This window comes from Vreelandella maris, assembly GCF_013371085.1.
Taxonomy (GTDB): Bacteria; Pseudomonadota; Gammaproteobacteria; order Pseudomonadales; family Halomonadaceae; genus Vreelandella; species Vreelandella maris.
Map to the genome: position 1 here is coordinate 112,323 of NZ_JABWCV010000006.1, position 21,788 is coordinate 134,110.

General features: G+C 54.8%; 22 protein-coding genes. 14 read left to right on the plus strand and 8 right to left on the minus strand.

Annotated features, from left to right (window positions below):
• Positions 1-113 precede the first annotated feature (113 nt).
• Together HUO07_RS06850 and HUO07_RS06855 are read left to right on the plus strand one after the other, a co-directional pair.
• The gene (locus HUO07_RS06850; protein WP_176302952.1) at positions 114-1,049 is read left to right on the plus strand and encodes a GNAT family N-acetyltransferase; all 936 of its coding nucleotides are present in this window, start codon (positions 114-116) and stop codon (positions 1,047-1,049) included.
• Between the two features lie 197 nt (positions 1,050-1,246).
• A complete protein-coding gene (locus HUO07_RS06855) occupies positions 1,247-2,110 on the plus strand; it encodes a c-type cytochrome (protein WP_176302953.1) in 864 nt (287 codons plus the stop codon).
• Positions 2,111-2,201: 91 nt separating this feature from the next.
• Here the strand turns inward: HUO07_RS06855 and rep are convergent, their stop codons facing one another.
• Positions 2,202-4,271: a DNA helicase Rep gene (gene rep / locus HUO07_RS06860; RefSeq protein WP_176302954.1), complete on the minus strand. Its 2,070-nt coding sequence runs from the start codon at positions 4,269-4,271 to the stop codon at positions 2,202-2,204.
• Positions 4,272-4,370: 99 nt separating this feature from the next.
• Here rep and HUO07_RS06865 point away from each other — a divergent pair, with 99 nt between their 5' ends.
• Entirely contained in the window at positions 4,371-4,841 is a 471-nt protein-coding gene (locus tag HUO07_RS06865) for a tRNA (cytidine(34)-2'-O)-methyltransferase (RefSeq protein WP_176302955.1), read from the plus strand.
• Here the strand turns inward: HUO07_RS06865 and pyrE are convergent, their stop codons facing one another.
• Positions 4,842-5,507 carry an orotate phosphoribosyltransferase gene (gene pyrE, locus HUO07_RS06870; protein ID WP_176302956.1) on the minus strand — a complete coding sequence of 222 codons (666 nt, stop codon included), beginning with the start codon at positions 5,505-5,507 and terminating at the stop codon, positions 4,842-4,844.
• Between the two features lie 140 nt (positions 5,508-5,647).
• Between pyrE and HUO07_RS06875 the strand changes: the two genes are divergently transcribed.
• On the plus strand, positions 5,648-6,415 hold the full coding sequence (locus tag HUO07_RS06875) for an exodeoxyribonuclease III (protein ID WP_008959049.1): 768 nt from the start codon (positions 5,648-5,650) through the stop codon (positions 6,413-6,415).
• A 131-nt stretch (positions 6,416-6,546) separates the two neighbouring features.
• Here HUO07_RS06875 and rph read toward each other — a convergent pair whose 3' ends face one another.
• A complete protein-coding gene (gene rph, locus HUO07_RS06880; RefSeq protein WP_176303061.1) occupies positions 6,547-7,269 on the minus strand; it encodes a ribonuclease PH in 723 nt (240 codons plus the stop codon).
• 158 nt (positions 7,270-7,427) lie between these two features.
• Here rph and HUO07_RS06885 point away from each other — a divergent pair, with 158 nt between their 5' ends.
• Entirely contained in the window at positions 7,428-8,306 is an 879-nt protein-coding gene (locus HUO07_RS06885) for a YicC/YloC family endoribonuclease (RefSeq protein WP_176302957.1), read from the plus strand.
• A 107-nt stretch (positions 8,307-8,413) separates the two neighbouring features.
• Here HUO07_RS06885 and HUO07_RS06890 read toward each other — a convergent pair whose 3' ends face one another.
• Positions 8,414-9,331: an Abi family protein gene (locus tag HUO07_RS06890; protein ID WP_176302958.1), complete on the minus strand. Its 918-nt coding sequence runs from the start codon at positions 9,329-9,331 to the stop codon at positions 8,414-8,416.
• Between the two features lie 313 nt (positions 9,332-9,644).
• Here HUO07_RS06890 and HUO07_RS06895 point away from each other — a divergent pair, with 313 nt between their 5' ends.
• On the plus strand, positions 9,645-10,502 hold the full coding sequence (locus HUO07_RS06895; protein ID WP_217908809.1) for a protein NO VEIN domain-containing protein: 858 nt from the start codon (positions 9,645-9,647) through the stop codon (positions 10,500-10,502).
• A 205-nt stretch (positions 10,503-10,707) separates the two neighbouring features.
• On the opposite strand, the gene HUO07_RS06900 is transcribed toward HUO07_RS06895, so the two are convergent.
• Positions 10,708-11,958: a type II toxin-antitoxin system HipA family toxin gene (locus HUO07_RS06900; protein ID WP_176302959.1), complete on the minus strand. Its 1,251-nt coding sequence runs from the start codon at positions 11,956-11,958 to the stop codon at positions 10,708-10,710.
• On the minus strand, positions 11,955-12,260 hold the full coding sequence (locus tag HUO07_RS06905; RefSeq protein ID WP_176302960.1) for a helix-turn-helix domain-containing protein: 306 nt from the start codon (positions 12,258-12,260) through the stop codon (positions 11,955-11,957). The genes HUO07_RS06900 and HUO07_RS06905 overlap by 4 nt, the downstream gene beginning before the upstream one ends.
• Before the next feature lie 353 nt (positions 12,261-12,613).
• Here HUO07_RS06905 and HUO07_RS06910 point away from each other — a divergent pair, with 353 nt between their 5' ends.
• The 3 genes from HUO07_RS06910 to HUO07_RS06920 all read left to right on the plus strand — a co-directional run bounded on the left by HUO07_RS06910 (position 12,614) and on the right by HUO07_RS06920 (position 15,275).
• Positions 12,614-13,186, plus strand: a complete 573-nt coding sequence (locus tag HUO07_RS06910; RefSeq protein ID WP_176302961.1) for a histidine phosphatase family protein — start codon at positions 12,614-12,616, stop codon at positions 13,184-13,186.
• 59 nt (positions 13,187-13,245) lie between these two features.
• Entirely contained in the window at positions 13,246-14,286 is a 1,041-nt protein-coding gene (locus HUO07_RS06915; RefSeq protein ID WP_176302962.1) for a zinc-dependent alcohol dehydrogenase family protein, read from the plus strand.
• 113 nt (positions 14,287-14,399) lie between these two features.
• Positions 14,400-15,275, plus strand: coding sequence for a pirin family protein (locus tag HUO07_RS06920; RefSeq protein WP_176302963.1), 876 nt, complete (start codon positions 14,400-14,402; stop codon positions 15,273-15,275).
• A 3-nt stretch (positions 15,276-15,278) separates the two neighbouring features.
• On the opposite strand, the gene HUO07_RS06925 is transcribed toward HUO07_RS06920, so the two are convergent.
• A complete protein-coding gene (locus HUO07_RS06925) occupies positions 15,279-15,890 on the minus strand; it encodes a DNA-3-methyladenine glycosylase family protein (protein WP_176303063.1) in 612 nt (203 codons plus the stop codon).
• A gap of 184 nt (positions 15,891-16,074) precedes the next feature.
• Here HUO07_RS06925 and HUO07_RS06930 point away from each other — a divergent pair, with 184 nt between their 5' ends.
• Both HUO07_RS06930 and HUO07_RS06935 read left to right on the plus strand, forming a co-directional pair.
• The gene (locus HUO07_RS06930) at positions 16,075-17,286 is read left to right on the plus strand and encodes an MFS transporter (RefSeq protein ID WP_176302964.1); all 1,212 of its coding nucleotides are present in this window, start codon (positions 16,075-16,077) and stop codon (positions 17,284-17,286) included.
• Positions 17,287-17,399: 113 nt separating this feature from the next.
• Positions 17,400-17,651, plus strand: a complete 252-nt coding sequence (locus HUO07_RS06935) for a hypothetical protein (RefSeq protein ID WP_101145467.1) — start codon at positions 17,400-17,402, stop codon at positions 17,649-17,651.
• A 14-nt stretch (positions 17,652-17,665) separates the two neighbouring features.
• On the opposite strand, the gene HUO07_RS06940 is transcribed toward HUO07_RS06935, so the two are convergent.
• A complete protein-coding gene (locus tag HUO07_RS06940) occupies positions 17,666-18,361 on the minus strand; it encodes an extensin-like domain-containing protein (protein WP_176302965.1) in 696 nt (231 codons plus the stop codon).
• 149 nt (positions 18,362-18,510) lie between these two features.
• On the opposite strand from HUO07_RS06940, the gene gmk reads away from it, so the two are divergent.
• The 3 genes from gmk to HUO07_RS06955 all read left to right on the plus strand — a co-directional run bounded on the left by gmk (position 18,511) and on the right by HUO07_RS06955 (position 21,683).
• Entirely contained in the window at positions 18,511-19,143 is a 633-nt protein-coding gene (gmk, locus tag HUO07_RS06945; protein WP_176302966.1) for a guanylate kinase, read from the plus strand.
• Between the two features lie 119 nt (positions 19,144-19,262).
• Positions 19,263-19,520: a DNA-directed RNA polymerase subunit omega gene (gene rpoZ / locus HUO07_RS06950; protein WP_007112267.1), complete on the plus strand. Its 258-nt coding sequence runs from the start codon at positions 19,263-19,265 to the stop codon at positions 19,518-19,520.
• 30 nt (positions 19,521-19,550) lie between these two features.
• Positions 19,551-21,683 carry a RelA/SpoT family protein gene (locus HUO07_RS06955; RefSeq protein WP_176302967.1) on the plus strand — a complete coding sequence of 711 codons (2,133 nt, stop codon included), beginning with the start codon at positions 19,551-19,553 and terminating at the stop codon, positions 21,681-21,683.
• Positions 21,684-21,788 lie beyond the last annotated feature (105 nt).

Genomic DNA, 21,788 nt, shown 5'->3' on the forward strand with positions numbered 1-21,788 from the left:
GGGTGATCTCCATCGTGTTTTCCGACACTCTGGGCGGGTTTACTTAACGAAAACTTAAGCAGGGATAAATATTTATCTCTGTGTTGACCGAGCAATGGAGAGGTAACGCATTGATGACCTCCTCGCAGGTAACGCCCCTTGAGACCGTGCAGTGTCCTCCCTCGCTACGTCGCGAGGCGCTGCTGCAGTTGGCGGCCGCTCATGATTCTGAGCAGCAAACCGCCCTGAGCGAGGCGGTAAAGGCAATGTACGATCTGCCAGACGAACAGTGGGGCGGGTTATGGATAAGCCTGGACGCGGGACGACTAAAGGGCGCTATCTGGGTGCAACCCTTGCCGATGAACATGGCCCAGCTGTGGTTACCCAAGGCCGAAGGCGCACATGCCCACGCGCTACTACATGCAGCCTATAGGTGGGTAAACAATCAGCCTATTCGCCTCTGCCACCTGACGCTTTCACCCCAGGCCGCTGAAACAGAAGCGCTGTTGCTAGAGCATGGCATGCAGCGCTTGGCCAACCTGGCGCATTTAACCGGCAGCAGTCGCCGCCGTTTAGTAATGAAGGAAGCAAGGCCGTTGTCACTGCAGCCATTTGGCGAGATTTCGCAAACGCAACAGCTGGCCCTGTTGGCCGCCGTGGGGCACGATTCGCTGGATAGTCGCCCCTTGCGCGACGTACTCTCGGTGCAAGAGTTGCTGACTGGGTTCCATCAGCAGGATCCCCAGGCGCCACAGCACTGGTATACCGTCAATTATCAAGATGCCGTGGCTGGTGTTTTGCTGCTGGCACCACGCCCGTCGCTGGGCCGTTGGGAGCTTATGTTGATGGGGCTAGCGCCTGAATGGCGTGGGATTGGATTGGGCCGCGCGCTATTGAATAGCGCCCTTGAGCTTGCCCAGCAGGCGGGTGTGCAAGAGGTCATGCTGGCGGTGGATAACGTCAATTTACCGGCCAAACGGCTCTATCAGGAGGCTGGTTTTGTGCATTATGCACAGCAGCGTTTATTAGCGTGGAAAGGGGGTGGCGGAAGGAGTGAAGCACCTCAATAAGGCCTAAATAGCAGTCGTTGGTGGCATAGGCGCGCTTAGTAGCATTTTCTTGCGCTTTGCGTTGCCGTTATACTAGATCTATACGCGTGTCTTGGCGTCTCAGCGGTGCATCGTTAATATTGGCGCTGCCGCGCATAGGGGGTTAAGGCAGAAGTTAAGAACAAACGGTTGATGACAATACTCAAGAGGTGGTGAGAGTGAAAGCTAAGCTGATCATGAGCGGGCTGGTGGCCCTCGGCTTCATGGCGGGCACATCCAGTGTTTATGCCCAAGATGATGCCGCACGTGATGCGATTGCCGAGCGTTTAGCGCCGGTGGGTCAACTCTGTTTGCAAGGCCAAGACTGTGGAACGGCAGCCGCACCTGCAGGCGATAGCGCCAGCAGTGGCGGTGATATCGACGGCGAAGGTATTTACGGCAACGTTTGTAGCGCGTGTCACGCATCCGGCGCGGCGGGTGCGCCCATCCGTGGTGAGGAAGACGCCTGGGCGGCACGTACCGAGCAAGGTTTTGCGACACTCGTAGACCACGCGATTAATGGTATTGGCGCCATGCCTCCGAAAGGCGGCAATGCCAGCCTTTCCGACGAAGAAGTCGAAGCAGCGGTTGCCTATATGGTTGAACCGGTGATGGAAGTGCCAGAATTAGGCGGTGGCGATGACGCTGCTTCTGAAGAGGCGGCAACAGACGAGGGAGCTGCAGAAGAAACCGCCGCTGCGGAAGGTGATGCTGCTGAAGAAGAGATGACTGCTAACGACGACGCGGCGAGTGAAGAAGACGCCTCAGCAAACGAAGAAGAAGCGAGTGGCGGTAGCGACCTGGATGGCGCTGCGCTTTACTCAAGCGTTGGCTGTGCGGCGTGTCACGATAGCGGCGTTGCCGGTGCACCGACCAAAGGTGACTCAGAAGCCTGGGCAGCGCGTTTAGAAAAGGGTGCTGACGAGCTTTACGCCAGTGCGATCAACGGCATTGGCGCCATGCCTGCCAAAGGCGGTAACCCCAACCTGTCTGATGAAGAAGTCATGGCCGTCGTTGATTACTTAATGGCAGAAGCGCAATAAGGCGTCGCCAACCACTAGCGTTTAAGTAATTTATCCACAGGGCGTTTTAAACATTGCCCTGTGGATTATTTTTTGCCTGCCTAATAATCAATCATCCTAACAGTGAACGCAGCCCGGCAATGGCGTCTTTACCCCGGGCCTGCTTTTTCTCAGGGTCTTCTTTATCTGCACGGCCTTCCCACTCCAGATCCTCGGCGGGCAGCTCTTCTAAAAAGCGGCTCGGCTGGCAGTCCATCAACTCACCGTAGGCTTTACGTTGCCGCGCCAGGGTAAGCGTTAATGTTCGCCGTGCCCGGGTAATCCCCACATAGGCTAGCCGCCGTTCCTCTTCCACGGTGCCTACTTCAATGGCGTTGCGGTGGGGCAACAGGTCTTCCTCTAACCCCATCAAATACACATGCGGGAACTCAAGGCCTTTCGAGGCGTGCATGGTGAGTAGTTGAACTCGGTCAGAGTCATCCTCTTCTGCCTGCTGCTCCAGAATATCCCGCAGTACCAAGCGTGAAATAGCCGCTTCCACGCCGTCGGTTTCGGTATCGGTGGAGTCTGTATCGTCTTCGGGGTCGCGATTGAGCGACTTTTCCAGCTGGTCGATCAAAATCCACACGTTGGCCATACGGCGCTCGGCCACGGTAGGCGCGCTGGCGTTTTGATACAGCCACGCCTCGTAATCCATGTCCCGCAGCATGTCGCGAATAGCGGCAATCGCATCGCCTTGGTCCATGCGCTTACGTACGCCATCAATAAAGTGGGTAAAGCGACTTAAGCGCTCTGTCGCTCGGGTTGGCAGTACTTGTTCTAACCCTAACTCGTGACAGGCGGCAAACAGCGAAATTGAGCGCTCAGTAGCGTAGTTGGCAAGCTTCTCGACGGTGCCTGGGCCCACTTCACGGCGCGGCACGTTCACAATGCGCAAAAAAGCGTTATCGTCGGCGGGATTAATCAACAGGCGCAGGTAGGCCATGGCGTCTTTGATTTCGTTGCGGGAGAAAAACGACGTGCCGCCTGAGAGCTTGTAAGGGATCTGATAGTGCTGGAGCTTAAGCTCTAATAGCCGTGCCTGGAAATTGCCCCGATAAAGCACCGCAAAGTCGCGCCACTCGGCCTTCTCTTTGATCCTGCGCGTGAGCATTTCGCTGGCGACCCGCTCGGACTCCGCCTCTTCATGCCGATTCACGATGACCCGAATGGCCGCGCCATCGCCCATATCAGACCACAGTGTCTTCTCGTAAACGTGGGGGTTATTGGCGATCAGCGTATTGGCGGCGCGCAGTATCGTGGCGGTAGAGCGGTAGTTCTGCTCCAGCTTGATGACTTTCAGGCGCGGGAAATCTTCCCCCAGGGTAATCAGGTTTTCAGGGCGGGCACCGCGCCAGGCGTAGATCGATTGGTCATCGTCGCCCACCACGGTAAAGGTGGAGCGCTCCGCCATAAGGAGTTTCACCAACAGGTACTGGGAAACGTTGGTGTCCTGATACTCATCCACCAGCATGTAGTGGATTTTGCGCCGCCAGCGCTCGAGTGCTTCCAGATCGTTTTTGAGCAGTACCACCGGCAGCAGAATCAGGTCGTCGAAATCCACCGCGTTGTAGGCTTTTAAATGACGTACGTAGGCTTCATACACACGGGCGGCAAAGTGCTCATCGTCATCGGCGGCAAACGAGAGGGCATCGCTGGGTAGTACCAAGTCATTCTTCCAGGTGGAAATTTTGCTCTGCACGGCATTGATCTGCTCGGCATCCACCTGGGCGTCTTTGTTCATTAAATCGCGCAGCAGCGCCTTGGCGTCTTCCGGGTCAAATAGCGAAAAACCCGGCTTGTAGCCCAGCGTTTTCAGCTCGCCGCGGATAATATTCAGCCCCAGGGTGTGAAAAGTGGAAACCGTTAGCCCGTGGCCCTCTTTGCCGTGAAGCATCTGGCCGACGCGCTCTTTCATCTCCCGCGCAGCTTTGTTGGTAAAGGTCACCGCCGCGATTTTGCGCGCGCTCATCCCGCACTCTTGCACCAAATAGGCAATTTTGGTGGTGATCACGCTGGTTTTACCGGAACCAGCGCCCGCCAATACCAGGCAAGGGCCATCGATGTAGCGCACGGCTTCCTGCTGGCGCGGGTTTAGCCCTTTAATGCGGCTAAGAATGCTCTTGGGCGTGGCAGGCGTCATGGCGTCGGTCATCCTCTACGAGAGTTGCTAGTCGGCTTCAAGTACGGTTTCAAGTACAATCAGCCGCTTGGCGAAGGCATAATAAACAGGCAGGTGGAGATGTTTGAAGTAGCGCTTTTTGAACCGCGCATGGCGCCCAATACGGGCAATATCATGCGCTTGGTCGCCAACAATGGCTGCCGTTTACACCTGATTGAGCCGCTTGGCTTCGATCTGGAAGAGAAAAAGCTGCGCCGCGCTGGGTTGGATTACCGTGATATCGACAACGTGACCCGCCACGCGGATTTTAACGCTTTTCAGCAGGCCATGCAGGGGCGGCGCATCTGGGCGATCACCACTAAAGGCACGCGCACCTACAGCGATGCCGACTTTGCCCCGGGCGATGTACTGCTATTTGGTTCTGAAACCGCTGGGCTCTCGCCCCAGGTACACGAAGCGCTAACCGCTGAGCACAAACTGCGCCTGCCTATGCAGCCCAATAACCGTAGCCTGAACCTTTCCAACGCCGTGGCTATTGTGAGCTACGAAGCGTGGCGCCAGCAAGGTTTCACTGGCGCGCAGTCAGTCTAATCAGTTGGCAATACCGTAGCGGTCACGATAGGCCCTGATGGCTTCGGCGTAGGCAAGCATTTCGCCACCAGCGTGCTCTTCAAGGTAAGTGAGCACTTGCTCTAAAGTGACGATGCTGACGACCGGCATACCGTATTCGGCCTGAACTTCCTGAATCGCGCTCTGCTCGCCCTGGCCGCGCTCTTGGCGGTCTAGCGCAATGATGACGCCGGCGGCGTGAGCGCCACTCTGTTCGATCAGGCTCATTACCTCGCGAATGGCGGTACCGGCAGTGATGACGTCATCAATAATTAAAATACCGCCAGCGAGTTCGGCACCCACGATATTGCCGCCTTCGCCATGAGTTTTAGCCTCTTTGCGGTTGAACGCATAGGGCATGTCCCGGTCGTGATGGTCGGCCAGCGCTGCCGCCGTGACCGCTGCCAGCGGAATGCCCTTATACGCCGGGCCAAACAGCACATCAGCGTTTAAACCGCTATCGGCAATTGCCTGGGCATAAAAGCGCCCCAGCTTGGCCAGTGCGCGCCCGGTTTGAAACAGCCCAGCGTTGAAAAAATAGGGGCTAACACGGCCGGATTTAAGCGTAAACTCACCAAACTTAAGCACACCTTGCTCAATGGCAAAGGCAATGAAATCGCGCTGGTAGGGTTGTAGAGTGGTAGCCACGGCGTTCCTCACTAGGCGGTAGGTTTAAATCGGCACGAAAGCAACAATAAACGCGGGTAAATGGCAAGTTTTAGTCGCTGCCTTTACCCAAACGTCTAAACGTCGGGTATCATACAGCAGCGACGCAAAAGGGACGATTTATGAAAATTGCCAGCATCAATGTCAATGGTATTCGTGATGCCGTCGATCGTGGCTTCCTGGACTGGCTGGCTCAGCAGGATGTCGACGTGGTCTGCGTGCAGAACATCAAGGCAAAAAGTTTTGAACTGGGTGACCACATTCTGTATCCGGAAGGCTATGAAGGCTACTTCCTGGATGCCGAAGAGGATGGTTTCTCCGGTGTGGCACTCTATTGCCGCAAAATCCCCAAGGCGATTATGTATGGTCTTGGGTTTCCGCAGTGTGATCATGAAGGACGTTTTCTGCAGGCGGATTATGAACGCTTCAGTATCGTCTCCTTCCTGATGCCTGATGGAAGCGACCAGAAAGCCAAACAGGCGTTTATGGAGCAGTATCAAGAGTACCTCACCAAGATGTCGCGCAAACGCCGCGAATACATCCTCTGTGGTACTTGGCATGTTGCCCACAAAACGGTCGACTTGGCTAACTGGTCGGACAATCAACTGACCTCAGGCTTCCGCCCGGAAGAGCGCGCCTGGATGGATCAGGTGCTTGGACCCACCGGTTTTATCGACACCTTCCGCGAAATTAATCGCGATGCAGGTGAATATACCTGGTGGCCGAAGCTTGACCAAGACGTACCCCGTGAGCGCCAGGAAGGCTGGCGGATCGACTACCAGTTAGTTGGCCCCAACTTCCGCCGCCACGTGGTCGACGCGTGGATTGATTACGATGCGACCTTCTCCGAGTTCGCACCGCTGATCATTGAGTACGACCTGGCGCTCTAAGCGCTAGGCAACGAACTTTTCCCGCGTCGCCTCTCGTTCTTAGAAACAGCTCGTTCTTAGAAGCAGTGAGTGGTAATAAGCAACAAGCCGACCCTTGGGTCGGCTTGTTGCGTTGTGGCAGGCGCTAATCTTTAGCCACGAATACCCAGCGCTTCGCGCTGATGGTCGCGAAGCGCATCACCTGCTTTCTCGGCCAAATCGAGCATGCCGTTTAGCTCGGCACGGTTGAAGGCGCTGGCTTCGGCGGTGCCCTGTACTTCGATCAGCTCGCCGCTTTCGGTCATCACCACGTTCAGGTCGGTATCGGCTTTGCTGTCTTCCGGGTAGTCCAGATCCAGTACCGGCACGCCTTTATAAATGCCCACGGAAATAGCACTTACCAACTGCCTGAAAGGGTCGGCTTTGATCTTTTTCTCGCGCTGTAGATAACGGATCGCATCGATCAGCGCCACGCAGCCGCCGGTAATCGCTGCGGTACGGGTACCGCCATCCGCCTGGATCACATCGCAATCCACGGTAATGGTGAACTCACCCAGCTTCTTCAAATTGACCGCGGCGCGCAGGCTGCGGCCAATCAAACGCTGGATTTCCAGCGTGCGGCCGCCTTGCTTGCCGCGGGTCGCTTCACGGCCACTACGGGTGTGAGTGGCGCGGGGCAGCATGCCGTACTCAGCGGTGACCCAACCCTGATTCTTACCGCGCAGCCAGCGCGGTACACCGGCTTCGACGCTGGCATTACACAGCACTTTGGTATCGCCAAACTCCACCAGCACAGAGCCTTCCGCATGACGGGTGTAATCGCGGGTCAGGCGAATGTCACGGAGCTGGTCGGCTTCGCGACCGCTGGGACGCACAACATCAGGACGCTTAGCGCTGCTCACAAATAGTACCCCTCAATAAACGCACAACTGGAAAGCCCTCCATTGTACACGTCTGGGAGTGCGCTGATTGGCCTATCGGGTAGACTGTTGGCAATGCTTTTATACACCGTTGTTCTCTATCAGGATGAAACATGGCCACTTCCAGCCGCGTACACAGCATGACCGCCTTCGCCCGCACCGAGCAGGCCGCCCCGTTTGGCACCCTGCAGGTGGAAATTCGCTCGGTGAACCAGCGCTACTTAGAGCCCCATTTCCGCCTGCACGAAAGCTTGCGAGACTTAGAGCCGGTACTGCGCGAAGCGCTGCGCACCCGCTTGGCGCGTGGAAAAGTTGAATGCAGCGTAAGGTTCGAGAGCGCCGACACCGGACAAGCGCCTGCGGTGAACGCCCAGAGGTTAAAAGAGATTGCCGATGCCCTAGCCGCCATTCAGCAGCAAGTGCCCAGCGCCGTGCCGCCCACCACACTTGCGCTACTCAACCAGCCCGGCGTAATGGAAACCCAGCACCTCGACCAAGACGCCATCAAAGCCGCTGCAAAAAACCTGTTTGACCAAGCACTGGATGAGCTGATCGACTCCCGCGCCCGCGAAGGCGAAAAACTGGCTGAGATGATCATCACCCGCCTAGACGCGGTAAGCGAACAAGTGACCACCGTACGCAGCCTGCTGCCGCAGATTCTGGAGCGCCAGCGCGCCCAACTGCTAGAGCGTCTAGAAGTCGCCAAAACCGAACTCGACCCCCAACGCCTGGAAGCCGAGCTGGTGCTGGTGGCGCAAAAAGCTGATGTAGATGAAGAGCTAGACCGCCTCACTGCGCATATCGAAGAAGTGAGCCACCAGCTCGCCCAGAAAGGCCCCAAAGGCCGCCGTTTGGATTTCCTGATGCAAGAGCTTAACCGCGAAGCCAATACGCTCTCGTCTAAATCCGTTGTTGCTGAGACGACGCGTTGTGCGGTGGAGTTGAAGGTGCTGATCGAGCAGATGAGGGAGCAGATTCAGAATATTGAGTGATATTTCTGGCCAGCTCTTAACTTTTTAATCTGTCTCCATTGAGCTGCCGCCAGCAGTAGAGTGGGCTGGCGGCAAGCGGTTGATCGAGCTTTTAGATTAAAGTGAGGTCAAATAGGCTGAAGAAGGAAGCGAGTTTTGCCCAAATTATAAACAGTAATGTGCTTCGCGGTATTCTCGCTGGCTGCGAGCTGGGCAAGTCGACACAGCTTAGATATAGACCTTACCTTATGGGTTTGAGTGCTGTGTTGGCAGAGCCGTAGCTCCTTGATCGAGCAAACTCTTTCTGCGCGAGACAACAAGCCGTTTTTTAGGACTAGCTGTTCTTTTTCAGGAGAAACCAAGGCTATCAATTGTTTGATTTTGCCTATTTTCTCATGAAGGTGAGCTATTGCGTCCGCCTCAGACTGAACCCCGTAGCGTTTCCACACGGGTTCATGGTGAGAAACCCGGTTTCGAAACTCTCTAATAGTTTTTACCAAATCTCTCGAAGAGCTGAGCATACTGCTAGCCTTGGTGGTCGGCCACGCCCCACGAAAAACACTTCCCAAGTGTTGCGGCCATATTCGGTTTGGCCCGTTGAACTGGGAATCCAAAATGAATTCCCACGTTGAGAATTCTGTTTTAGCTATTATCTCATGGTGGGTCGGCGTCGCATTACTAACTCCGTAACGCCTCTTCTTATCTTTTATTACTTGCTTTGCAGCATTTGAAAAATTGTTTTTCAGCGCATTTACGGAATACGGCGGCGGTGCTCCCTGAGTAAAGGAGTTGTAGTGAAGCTTGGTTCCTTTCCACCAAAAGCTCCCTAAGTCACGAGTCAATGCGGTATTTATAGCATTTCTTAAGGTGACTTCTGCGGCAGTGAGCAAGGGGTACAAGGCAGAACAAACGTGAGTGTTCCAGAGATAGGCGCCGACAAGTTCAACATCGTCTGAATGCTGGAAGATGGGCGCGTAACTGTTTAAGCGCTCATTAGTGATAAGCTCATTTATCAAGGTCGGTCGGTAATTTATAGTTCTTGGCATCCAAAGCTTCTTTTTCAGAGTCGCAGTATGTTGACGAGGCCGTCAATAGAGCATAAAATTTACCACAAGGTTGGCGTGAGGCTCCAATGAGCTACTAGCTTACGACCTCTCGCAAAGACCTAAAGAACTCGCCCCGGCCTAGAGCCGGGGTTTTCCATTTCTAGGCTTTGAAAAAAGCTACACCTGGCTGAAAGGTGTCAGCATTGGTGACAGGCCCTTCGGAGGCTAGCCAAATCCTTCCCGCAGATCCCCGAAAGTACCGGCTTTTAAGCCGCTCACACTATAAGCAGTTTCAGGATATTGAGTGATGAGCATGAGTCGAGCGACAGCTTGGAGTGCAAGCGAGGTAGAGGCAACCGTTGCTACCTACCGGCAGATGTTGGTAGCAGAACTGAGTGGGCAAAGTTATAACAAACGCGCACTTAATCGAGCGCTGATGACACAGCTTGATGGCCGCTCGGCCAGCGCTATAGAGTTCAAGCACGCCAATATCAGCGCGGTGTTGCGAGATGCCAACTGCCCCTATGTTGATGGCTACAAGCCACGCAGCAACTATCAGCAAAGCTTGGTTGAGGCTGTCGAGGAACTGCTGCTGCGAAGCGAACTAGTTGATCGTGCGGCGCGCTTAGCCGCCGATCTCCCGGTAGTCGATACCACCGGCACTGTGGACGAGCGCATCATCGTCGAACCTCCTAGAACAACACCGCCGCAACAAGGCGTTCGGGAATTTCATGCCGACTATTCAGTGCGCCCGCCGCAAAAACGCGACTACTTGGCCATAGAAACCCGCAACCGCGAGCTGGGGCTTGCGGGTGAGCATCTGGTGATGCGTTTCGAGCAACACCGGCTGATCCAAGCTGGGTACGATAAGCTGGCGGAGCGGGTCGAGCATGTTGCGGTAACTCAGGGTGACGGGCTGGGATTCGATATCCGTTCCTTCGAGCTCGACGGTCGCGACCGGCTGATTGAGGTCAAGACCACCGCCTTTGCCAAGGAAAGTGCGTTTTTCATCACGCCTAACGAGCTTGACTGCTCGCGTGCCCATTCAGATCACTATCATCTGTTTCGGCTGTTCAATTTTCGCAAGAAACCGAAGCTCTTTTTCTTGAAAGGCGACCTACGCGAACAGCTTTGGCTGGAACCAGATAGCTACCGAGCAGGCGTGCGATGATGCCGTAAACCCAATAGCGTTTCTCCTTTCCCAGTCTTCCCGCGCTGCTGAAATCCTCGTGCGCGAGCTGGGGGGAGTACGACTTCCCCGAAGCCGGTTTTGCGTGAGGCGAGACCCATATCCAGCGGTTTGCTGAGCTCAATCCGTTCTCAAGAATTGGCAGCGGTTAAGTAGAGTTGATGGTCGGTTAGGATCAAAGCGCCTATTACACGTTAAAGGCCTCTTGCTTCATCGTTTGCTCTGCTCGGCTGAGGCCTAATCGCTGTGCAATCAATGGCCACTGCTTCACGGCATTTAAAACCTCATCGTAAATTTGCCTTGCCTCGGTTTGCGTCAGCCTGAAGAAATCTTGCACTTCAAAGGCTAGCTGGTAGTCGAGCGCGTTGTCTGTATCGGTAATATTCAGGTGAAGGCCTTGCTTTCCCACAATAGGGTTTAAATCGTAAGCAGGTGATAGCTTCCAGCCTTTATCGGTTAACAGAAAACCGTGATTACGCAAGTGGTCATCTGTGTTCGACACCGCAATGTTAAACACAACCCGTCGCCATAATTGGGCAAGGTCAGCTTTTGTTTGTGCCCCCTGATTAGAGAGAAATTCTGCGATTTCAAGATAACTAGCGCCGTGCGAATACTCACCATCATAGTACTGGAGCTGCGTCATTGCGGATGAAAAATGTAGGCGTTTGTCACCCATCCGATCAAAGCGCTTGGTCAAAAAGGTATGGTGCTGAGTCGAGAATTTTCGGATCTCGCTTGGAAACATCGCAATACCGGCCGCTAAAGCTAACTCATAACACACCATCTCCCACGCACCGACATCGCAGGTGTCATTTAAATTTGGGAATTTAGCTATCCAAAGGTGATTTTTCTCATCAGTAACACAGGCTTTTGGTCTTGCACCGCCCAAAGATGAGCCGGGAGAAATCAACATTTTCAACCACCGATAGTATTCATCACTGTCGATGTTATCGTCTTTTTCAATTTGGATGGCGGCATGCTCTAACTCGCGAAGCGCGGCCATGGGTGGGGCCGAAAATTCGGCATTGTTATCAAGAAAATGAGGGGAGTCGGGTCTTTTAAAGCGAATTCCGCCCATGCGGTAGGAATCATGTACCCCAAGCAAATAATCGAGTTCCGTTAATCGATTGCACGACCGGATACCTCTGCGATTTTCAATAACCGCCCTGCGCTGCATCAAAATACGCCCCCAGCGATCTGGCGATGAATCTAAAAATGCACGAAAGTTTTTATCGGCTTCATCATTGTGAAACTCACCGGCATGCAGAGTAAGCAAGGGATCAATTTGCAAACTGTAGGGGGATTTTAAAAAAGCGTTGTCATAGGCAAAACTAAATACACCGCCACGGCTTGAGTCACTATAAGCCAACCGACCAATTAATAGTGGTTGCTCAATGGGATACCAATCCGCATAAACCTCTACCAACTCACGGCTCATTTTGAACCTTCCAGAAGTTTGATGTTTTGCAGTTTGATACCTAATTCGTCATGTGCGGCCACTTCAGAGAAGTTACTTTCCATACCCAACACAGCCATGATTTTCAAATAGGTGCCAATTGCCACACCAGGATCCCCAGCAAACACCTTGTTCACGGTTTTATGATCAAAGCCTGTTCGTTCGCAGAGCATTTTTTTGGTCAACCCGCGTCGCTTCATTGCTAGCAACAAATCCTCACCAAAATGAGTGAGAATTTTGCGCTGCTTTGGAAACAGCACGTTGTGTAAGTTTCGCTTTGCCATACGATTACCATTAAAGGGACTATATTCCCATTTTTAAAAATATAGTGGGAATATAGTCCAACTTTAAAAATTTTCAAATCGTCGCACCTAGAAAAAGGACTATGTTCCCATCTTTTACATGATTATGGGAATATAGTCCTAGTTAGAGGAGATACAGTTCTGGTTAAGAGCTTCTTGCAATACAAACACGGAGTTGGGTATTTTTACCTGCAGTAGGGTGCGATAGTGCGATCAGCTTAATTCGGGAGACACTGTGTCTCGAATTGGAGAGGTTTGATAGAAGCGGTACATACCGACAGAGTATAAAGCTTACAGGGCTGTTAGTTCCCCGCCACTGATAGAGAATCCACCCTATGCCCACCCTGCGCCACCTCGCCTTAACCTTACTACTCACAGTGCTGGGTGCGCTTCCCATCGCTCAAGCAAACGACGCCACTTGGCAAGCACTCCAAGAAGGTGGTTTGGTAATCCTCATGCGCCACTCCCTGGCGCCTGGCATCGGCGATCCGCCGGGTTTTGAGATTTCCCGATGTGATACCCAGCGCAACCTTTCGGCCCAGGGTCGCGCCCATGCGCAAGCCGCGGGTCGTGAATTTCGTGCGCGAGATATTCCCATTATGGCCGTGTATTCATCGCGTTGGTGCCGGGCGCTGGATACCGCTGAGCTGATGGCGCTGGGGCCTGTAACGCCTACTCCCTGGCTGGATTCGTTCTTTCGTGAGCGCGGAGATCAGGCGTCCATCACCCAAACGGCTCAAGAGCAGATCACTGCCTGGCAGGGGCCGGGCAATTTGTTGCTAGTCACTCATCAGGTGAACATCACGGCGTTGGTGGGAGGCGGTGTTGGCTCGGGTGAGATGATCGTGGTGCGTCCAACGGATAATTCTTTTCGAGTAGTGGGGCGGTTGAGCGTTAGCGGTCAGTAATTTGCTTCCTGTCTGCGGGAGCCGTTATAAAGTAAAAAGATTCAGGTTAGGAATTCGTTATGAAAGCCGTTGTTTTTGAGCAATTTTCCGCCCCTCCCCGCATACAGCAGTTGCCTGACCCCACCCCTGAGCCGCATGGCGTGGTGGTGAACGTCAGGGCGACCGGCGTTTGCCGCAGTGACTGGCATGGCTGGGTGGGGCATGACACCGATATCCAGCTTCCCCATGTGCCGGGGCATGAGCTTGCTGGCGTTGTGGAAGCCGTGGGTAAAGACGTTAAAAAGTGGCGTATTGGTGACCGTGTCACGGTGCCCTTCGTTGGTGGGTGCGGTACTTGCCCTGAGTGTCACTCTGGCAATCATCAGGTGTGCGATAGTCAGTTTCAGCCCGGCTTTACCCACTGGGGCTCCTTTGCCGAGTATGTGGGCATTCACTACGCTGATGTGAATTTAGTCGCGCTGCCGGAAACACTAGATTTTGCCACGGCGGCGAGTTTGGGTTGTCGTTTCGTCACTTCATTTCGGGCAGTGGTGGATCAGGGCAAAACAGCGGCAGGCCAGTGGGTGGCGGTTCACGGATGTGGCGGTGTTGGGCTTTCTGCGGTGATGATTGCCAATGCGATTGGCGCTAACGTTGTCGCCGTCGATATTTCGGAAGAGGCGCTTAATCTGGCCCGTCAGTTAGGCGCCACTGCCACGGTGAATGCTGCCAAGGTAGCCAATGTGGTCGAAGCTGTGGCGGAAATCACCCGGGGAGGCGCTCACGTATCGCTGGATGCGCTGGGGCATCCAACGACCTGCTTTAACTCCATCAGCAATTTGCGTAAACGTGGTAAGCATATTCAGGTTGGGTTGATGTTGGCCGAGAACAGCACGCCCGCCATTCCCATGAGCAAGGTGATCGCCAACGAACTTGAGATATTGGGTAGCCATGGCATGCAGGCGCATCGCTATGACGCCATGCTGGCGATGATCGAGTCAGGAAAGCTGGCGCCGGAAAAGCTGATTGGTAAACGCATCACGCTTGAGCAGTCGATTGATGCGCTGATGAACATGGATAAGTTCGAAGGGGCTGGGGTGACGGTGGTGACCGAGTTCTGAGGAAACTGCAGAGTAGTTTAATAACAATTTCCTTCAATGAAACTGGGCAAATTATTCGCTCCTCATCGGCGCGTTGAGGTTTTACGCTGGTTCATATTGATAAGGAGTCACTTATGCCATTAGACACACCTCAGTCAGCGCGTCGCGTTATCGCACAGCATTCGGCCCAGCGTGACGATATTGGTGATCTGATTACTCGGCGGCCGCTACCGGGGCCACAGCTTGAACAGCTCGACCCGTTTCTGTTTTTGAATCACCACGGTCCGCAAACGTATCCGGCCAATAATCGTGGGTTGCCGTTTGGCCCGCACCCGCACCGGGGCTTTGAAACGGTTACCTTTATTTTGGAAGGCTCATTGGCCCACGCGGATAGCACTAAGCATCAGAGCGTGATCCATGCGGGCGGCGTGCAGTGGATGACCGCGGGCAGCGGCATTGTGCATGCGGAAATCTCGCCGCCCGAGTTTCTGCGCGAAGGTGGCCCGCTGGAAATTCTGCAGCTGTGGGTCAATCTGCCAGCGCATTTGAAAATGAGCGAGCCACGCTATGTGGGGCTGCAACAGGCGGACATACCTGCCATTGCGCTGCCCGGCGGCGGTGAGCTGAACCTGATGGCAGGTGAGTGGCAGGACCAGGCTGGCCCTATCGAAACGCTAACCGGCGTGTTTATGTCAACGCTACGGCTGCCTGCCGGTAGCCACGAACAGCTGTCCGTTGCCCCTGGGCGGCAGGTGTTCCTCTACGTGGTAGAGGGGGACGTTGAGGTGGGCGGTGAGCCGGTGCAGCCTCACCATCTGATCGAAGTAGACCGCGATGGCCATAGCGTTGCTATCGAAGCCAGCAGCGATGCGCGACTGCTGTTTGGTCACGGTGATGTAATCGACGAGACGGTCTACTCCCACGGGCCTTTCGTGATGAATACCCGCGAAGAGATCGTTCAGGCGGTCGACGACTACCAGAACGGCAAATTTGGCGGGTTGGATGCCTAGTGTTTAAAGCGGCTCGCCGCGATAGTAGTGCCATAGAAACAGCGAACCCACGCTTCGCCAGGGCGCCCAGTGTTCTACTAGCTGGCGCGCCTGTTTGGGCGTGGGTTTGTCGTCCATGCCTTTTAAGCGACCAAGCGCCACCCGCAGCGCTAGATCGTCGGCGGGGAAAATATCTGGCCGCTTGAGCGAAAACATCAGATAGATCTCCGCACTCCAGCGGCCAAAGCCACGCAGTTGAGTGATCGCAGTAATCACTTCCTCATCGCTCAGGTGCTCAAGCCCATCGGCGCTAAAGGTGCCGGCAAGTTCCGCTTCCGCGAGGCCTTTGGCGTACTCGATCTTGCGCCAGGAGAGCCCGGCATCGCGCAGTGCTTGGCCCTCCACGTCCATGACCGCTTTGGCGTGCAGCTCGGGCAGCAGCGTATTGACGCGGCCCATAATGGCGCGAGCCGCTTCGGTGGAAAGCTGCTGGCTAACGATAGTACTGAAAAACGTCGCAAAGCCTTGGTCGCGCTGGCGTGGGCCAGGAGGCCCGACCAATGGGTAGGCGCGGGCAATATCTGGGTCGGCTTGAGCTAACGCTTGCATGGCTTGTTCAATGGTTTCGGGCGTCATCATTGCCTCACGCGTTTAGTAAAAGCCTCACACTAGCAAAGCGAGCGTAGAAGTGGGAAACCGCGGCGTTTATCTTCTTTGCCCGCTAACTTTTTGAGCGCCGTGTGTTTCTACTTTCGTCTAATCCTGCGATCATTTAACGCTAACCGAGGTACCAACAAAGCGGTATCCCAAGGAGATAAGCATGCAGGACTCGACAGCATCGTCGTCTCAAGGGCTGGCGCGTAACCCGCGATTGGCCGAATTTGTGTTGGCGCTGGGTGGGTTTGGTATCGGCACCAGCGAGTTTGTCATCATGGGCTTGATGAACCGCGTGGCGGGCGATTTAGCCGTGACCGTTCCCCAGGTGGGTTACGCCATCAGTAGCTACGCCCTGGGTGTTGTTGTGGGCGCGCCGCTGATTTCAGCGCTGGCTGCGCGGGCGCCCAGAAGGCTGCTGTTGATTGTGCTGATGCTGGTATTTGCCGTGGGCAATATTGCCAGTGCCATGGCGCCGGGGTTTTGGTCATTTGTGGGCCTGCGTTTCCTGGCGGGCTTACCGCATGGGGCTTATTTTGGCATCGCGGCGCTGGTGGCGGCGGGGGCGGTGCCGGTCGACCAGCGGGCACGGGCTATTTCCCGGGTGATGATGGGCTTAACGGTGGCGATTCTGATCGGGGCGCCGCTGGGCACTTGGACCGGCAATCTGTTTGGCTGGCAAATCGCGTTTGTGGGGGTCGGGGGCATTGCGCTGCTAACGGCGCTATTGATCAGACTTTATGTGCCGATTCAGCCTGTGGATACGTTTGCGAGCCCACTGCGTGAACTCTCCGCATTATTAAAACAGCGTGTATTAGTCGCATTAGCCCTCGCCTGCATTGGCTGTGGCGGCATGTTTGCGATTTTTAGTTACGTGATGCCGACGTTGACCCAGCAGGCGGGCATGAGCGAAGCGCTGGGGCCGCTGGTGCTGGTGATTTTTGGTCTGGGTTCCATTGCCGGTAATTTAATCGGCGGGCGCATGGCGGATAAAAACCTGATGCGCGCTATTCCGCTCATCTTAGTGTGGTGTGCGGTGGTTCAGGGGCTGTTCTACTTTGCAGCCAATAACACCTGGACAGGGTTGCTGTTTGTCGGGTTGGTGGGCACCAGCATGGCGCTGGCACCGTCTTTACAAACCCGCTTGATGGATGTGGCGGAAGACGCGCAAACCATGGCGGCCTCACTCAATCATGCGGCCTTTAATGGGGCTAACGCTTTAGGGGCGTGGCTAGCGGGCCTGGCGATCAGTGCGGGATTTAGCTGGTCGAGCACCGGGTTGGTGGGCGCTGGATTGGCATTGTGCGGCTTAGTGATTTTTGCGGCTGGGCGCTGGCTGGAAAAGCGCACCTATGGGGCCGTGGCCCAGCGTGTCTAGCGTTGGCTAATTGTGCATAAACTTTGCATAGTTATCGAACAGTGATAATTAATGTGGCAAAGACGGCGAATCCTCTCTAAGGTGAAAAAGCAGCAACCCATAAGGAGATGAGTATGCACACTCAAGTATTTAAAACGACACGTTCAGTGACTCTAGGCGCAGTGGTAGCGTTGACTATCGGCTTGGCAGGCTGTGGTACCTCTACCGGCGAGCGGACTGCTAGTGGTGCTGGCGTAGGTGCGGCCGTGGGCGCTGGTGCAGCGGCAGCCACAGGCGGTAGCATGACGCAAGGCGCTGTCATTGGCGGTGGTATTGGCGCCGCCACCGGTGCAGCTACGGATGAAGACGATATCAACCTCGAATAAGGGCGGTTGATACGTTAGCGACACAGACGAAATCCGCGCATGCCCATATGAAAGTGATCGGCATGCGCGGCGTTGTAATCCGGCCCTAATATGTTGCCGAAGGTCTTGCAGGCACCATCCCGCGCGGCGCGTAAAAACTCCCCCGTTGCACCTTCATCATCCCAGTGGTTGATCAGCGAAATGCGCTGGCCATTCTCAAACTGAAACCCCACCACATCCAGCGCTTCGGCGGTGGCGTGTTCGCTGCGTCTGCCCGTTTCGCGGCCATACACGTTACGACAAGCAAAGCTGCCTACATGGTTAACCTGACTCACCCGGCTGCCTATAATTTCCTCGGCGGCAGGCTGTAACGCGTGGCGTTCATACATCACCCACGCCAGTGCCATGGGGCAGGACGCCACGAAGCTCCGATTAAATGCCACATCGCTTGATTGCATGCGCACGACATTGGAAAGCGGGCAGCTTGCCGTGGGGGTGTAATCGGCCAGCGGCGTGTAGCGCAGCTCGCCTTCGGGCACCGTATCTAACGCCGCTAAACAGCCGGCGCGGTCATTGGCCAAGCGGCTTAGCTTCAGTTGAGTGACCGGTGTGATGGGGTCGTCAACGTGTAGCGGTGCCCAGGGCGCCCAGTGGCGGGGAATCTCAATAATGCCTTTTTGCAGGGCTACGCCCAGCGCAATCAGGCCTAAAATAAATAGCGTACTGCGCATGCTTACCTCCCTGTATGTCGCTGCCAACGCTACAGTCGCAGCGATGGGTGTGCGATACTGCGCAGCCTTACTGCTCTGCTGCAGTCGCTTTACTGTTCTTTGCTACTTATTTTCGCTACTTATTTTGCCAACTGAGGGGAACGCGCTTCATGTCCCAAGGTACGCTTTTTATCGTTTCTGCTCCGTCGGGTGCTGGCAAGACTAGCTTGGTGCGCGAGCTAATTGAAAGTCTGGATGGGATTCAGGTGTCGGTCTCGCATACCACACGTGCCAAGCGCGAGGGTGAAGTGGATGGCGTGAATTATCATTTTATCGATGTGGCTGAGTTTGAAGCGATGATCGCGCGCGGCGAGTTCTTTGAGTATGCCAACGTCTTTGATAATTACTACGGTACTTCGCGGAAGGCGGTCGAGGTATTACTGGCAGCTGGGCAGGATGTTATTCTGGAGATCGATTGGCAGGGCGCCCAGCAAGTGCGTGAGCAAATGCCTGATGCGGTGTCGATTTTTATACTTCCCCCTTCACGCGAAGAGTTAGAGCGGCGCCTTGCTAGCCGTGGCACCGATGAGCATGCCGTGATTGCCCGGCGTATGCGCGATGCAATAAGCGAAATGTCCCATTACCACGAATATGATTACTTAGTAGTGAATGATGACTTCACCACGGCGCTGCAAGAGTTACAATCATTAGTCATCAGCCGACGTTTAAGCCGCCCGGTAATGTGTGAGCGCCATGCGCCACTGTTAGCTGCACTCTTGTCACAGGCGCCTACGGTCGAGTAATCTATCAGGTTCTACTACTTTCTATTGCGTTGCACTATTTTTGTCGCACCATTTTTTTCACTGGGTCGGCGCCGTTCTCTACGGTGTCGGCCCGGTTCCGTCATAACAGGAAGGCTCCCATGGCTCGCGTAACCGTTGAAGATTGTCTTGAAAATGTTGAAAACCGTTTCAAGCTGGTGATGATTTCCACCCAGCGCGCTCGTCAGCTGGCGCGTGGCTCCCGCGATGCTCTGCTGCCATGGGAAAATGACAAGCCCACGGTCATGGCGCTGCGTGAAATTGCCGCAGGCCTGGTGGATCACACGGTACTGGACGAGCCAGTTGAAGCCGCTGTGCGTCCGCGCCCAGCCATGGCGCCTACTCATATCGACGACTAACGTTGCAACGAACCGATAGAGGCGCGGTAGATGTTCACCATTGATGACCTGGCCGATCGACTCGGCGGCTATTTACCCCCGGATGAAATCCAGCAGGTCAAACGTGCCTTTTATTATGCTGAGCAGGCCCACGACGGCCAGCGGCGGCGTTCCGGCGAGCCTTACGTTACCCATCCGCTGGCGGTAGCGAATATTCTTGCCAATATGCACATGGACCATCAAAGCCTGATGGCCGCCATGCTGCATGACGTTATCGAAGATACCGGCGTTTCCAAAAAGGCCCTGGAGGCTCAGTTTGGCAAACCGGTAGCAGAACTGGTCGATGGGGTATCCAAACTTACCCAGATCACCTTTGAAGACAAAGCCGTCGCCCAGGCGGAAAATTTCCAGAAGATGGTGCTGGCGATGTCGCGGGATATCCGCGTCATTATCGTTAAGCTGGCCGACCGGCTGCATAACATGCGCACCCTGGGCGCCTTGCGCCCTGATAAAAAGCGCCGCATTGCCCGTGAAACACTGGAAATTTATGCCCGCATTGCCGGGCGGCTGGGTATCAACACTATTCGTGTTGAGCTTGAGGATCTCTCTTTTCAAGCGATCCACCCGATGCGCGCCGAGCGCATCAAGCGTGCAGTTGCCAAAGCGCGCGGGCATCGGCGCAGCGCGATGCGTGAAATCCAGTCATCGCTGCAAAAAAGCCTGGATGAAGATGGCCTGAACGGCACAGTGATTGGGCGGCAAAAACATCTACTGTCGATCTACAAGAAGATGCGCGACCAGCGTAAGCCCTTCGCCGAAATCATGGATGTGTTTGGATTTCGCATCATTACCGAAGATGTGGCCAGCTGCTACCGTATTTTAGGCGTGGTGCATAACCTCTATAAGCCGGTACCGGGGCGCTTTAAAGACTATATTGCGATTCCCAAAGCGAACGGCTACCAGAGCCTGCATACCACCTTGTTTGGCTCCCGCGGTATGCCTATTGAGGTGCAGATACGCACCCGTGAGATGGAAGCGATGGCCAATAACGGTATTGCTGCTCACTGGCTTTACAAGGCAGGGCAAACGTCACATCCGATTGCCGAAGGCAGCCACGCTCGTGCTCGCGCCTGGGTGAAAGGGTTGCTGGAAATGCAGCGCCACGCTGGCGATTCGCTAGAGTTTATCGAACACGTTAAAAACGACCTGTTCCCCGATGATATCTACGTGTTTACCCCCAAAGGCGACATCATGGAGTTGCCCCAGGGCGCGACCGTGATCGATTTCGCCTATACCGTACACACTGATATCGGCAATAACTGTATTGCTTGCCGGATTGACCGTCACTTGGCACCGCTCTCGACACGCTTAGAGAGCGGCCAGACGTTGGAAATTATTACCGCCCCTGGTGCTCGCCCGAATCTTGCCTGGCTTAACTTTGTGACCACCGCCAAGGCGCGCTCGGCGATTCGCCATGCGCTGAAACATCAGCAGCAGACCGAAGCTGTCATGCTGGGTCGACGCTTACTCAATAAAGCCCTGGCGCCGTTTGATACCAGCCTGGAAGAGCTGGATGAAAGCGCCATTAAACGCGCCTTTAAAGAGTTGGATGTCTCTTCTGAAGAGTCTCTGTTGGAATCGCTGGGGCTAGGCAATCGTATGACTCACGTGGTGGCACGGCGCTTGGTGGATGCCGCTCACGGCGATGAAACCTACGAACATCCTGCCGGTATCGAAGGCAGTAAAGCCGTCGTGATCAGCGGTAGTGAAGGCATGGTGACCAATTTTGCGCGCTGCTGCCACCCGCTACCGGGCGACCCAGTGGTGGGCCACCTTTCTACTGGCAAAGGGTTGGTGGTTCACCGCGCCGAATGTAAAAACGTTGCTGATAAAAGCGATCCCGATAAGCTCTTCGCGCTGGAATGGTCGGACACGATTGATGAGGACTTCCCGGTCGCACTGCGTATTGAAATTGAGAGCCGCCGAGGGCTGGTTGCAGAACTGGCCGGGCTGGTCACCGATGCCGATGCCAATATCGAACGTATCGGTATTGAAGAGCGCGATGCCCGCCTGTCCACCGTCAATTTGACGCTGTCAGTGAAAGGGCGCGTACATCTGGCACGCATTATTAAACGCATCCGAAATCTACCCAACGTTAGTAAAATTACCCGACTCGCCAACTAATACGCCTATAACGGCATGCTGATGGTATATCGGTAGTGTTCACTATTGGCTGAGTCGGCAGGGCCTAAATCGAATTATTTATTACCCACTGAAGGAGCGAGACAT

Coding starts and splice junctions, on each gene's coding strand:
- HUO07_RS06850 (WP_176302952.1), top strand. CDS start 114: ATGACCTCCTCGCAGGTAACGCCCCTTGAGACCGTGCAGTGTCCTCCC.
- rep (WP_176302954.1), bottom strand. CDS start 4,271: ATGACGCCTGCCACGCCCAAGAGCATTCTTAGCCGCATTAAAGGGCTA.
- HUO07_RS06865 (WP_176302955.1), top strand. CDS start 4,371: ATGTTTGAAGTAGCGCTTTTTGAACCGCGCATGGCGCCCAATACGGGC.
- HUO07_RS06875 (WP_008959049.1), top strand. CDS start 5,648: ATGAAAATTGCCAGCATCAATGTCAATGGTATTCGTGATGCCGTCGAT.
- HUO07_RS06885 (WP_176302957.1), top strand. CDS start 7,428: ATGGCCACTTCCAGCCGCGTACACAGCATGACCGCCTTCGCCCGCACC.
- HUO07_RS06890 (WP_176302958.1), bottom strand. CDS start 9,331: ATGCCAAGAACTATAAATTACCGACCGACCTTGATAAATGAGCTTATC.
- HUO07_RS06895 (WP_217908809.1), top strand. CDS start 9,645: ATGAGTCGAGCGACAGCTTGGAGTGCAAGCGAGGTAGAGGCAACCGTT.
- HUO07_RS06900 (WP_176302959.1), bottom strand. CDS start 11,958: ATGAGCCGTGAGTTGGTAGAGGTTTATGCGGATTGGTATCCCATTGAG.
- HUO07_RS06905 (WP_176302960.1), bottom strand. CDS start 12,260: ATGGCAAAGCGAAACTTACACAACGTGCTGTTTCCAAAGCAGCGCAAA.
- HUO07_RS06910 (WP_176302961.1), top strand. CDS start 12,614: ATGCCCACCCTGCGCCACCTCGCCTTAACCTTACTACTCACAGTGCTG.
- HUO07_RS06915 (WP_176302962.1), top strand. CDS start 13,246: ATGAAAGCCGTTGTTTTTGAGCAATTTTCCGCCCCTCCCCGCATACAG.
- HUO07_RS06920 (WP_176302963.1), top strand. CDS start 14,400: ATGCCATTAGACACACCTCAGTCAGCGCGTCGCGTTATCGCACAGCAT.
- HUO07_RS06925 (WP_176303063.1), bottom strand. CDS start 15,890: ATGACGCCCGAAACCATTGAACAAGCCATGCAAGCGTTAGCTCAAGCC.
- HUO07_RS06930 (WP_176302964.1), top strand. CDS start 16,075: ATGCAGGACTCGACAGCATCGTCGTCTCAAGGGCTGGCGCGTAACCCG.
- HUO07_RS06935 (WP_101145467.1), top strand. CDS start 17,400: ATGCACACTCAAGTATTTAAAACGACACGTTCAGTGACTCTAGGCGCA.
- HUO07_RS06940 (WP_176302965.1), bottom strand. CDS start 18,361: ATGCGCAGTACGCTATTTATTTTAGGCCTGATTGCGCTGGGCGTAGCC.
- gmk (WP_176302966.1), top strand. CDS start 18,511: ATGTCCCAAGGTACGCTTTTTATCGTTTCTGCTCCGTCGGGTGCTGGC.
- rpoZ (WP_007112267.1), top strand. CDS start 19,263: ATGGCTCGCGTAACCGTTGAAGATTGTCTTGAAAATGTTGAAAACCGT.
- HUO07_RS06955 (WP_176302967.1), top strand. CDS start 19,551: ATGTTCACCATTGATGACCTGGCCGATCGACTCGGCGGCTATTTACCC.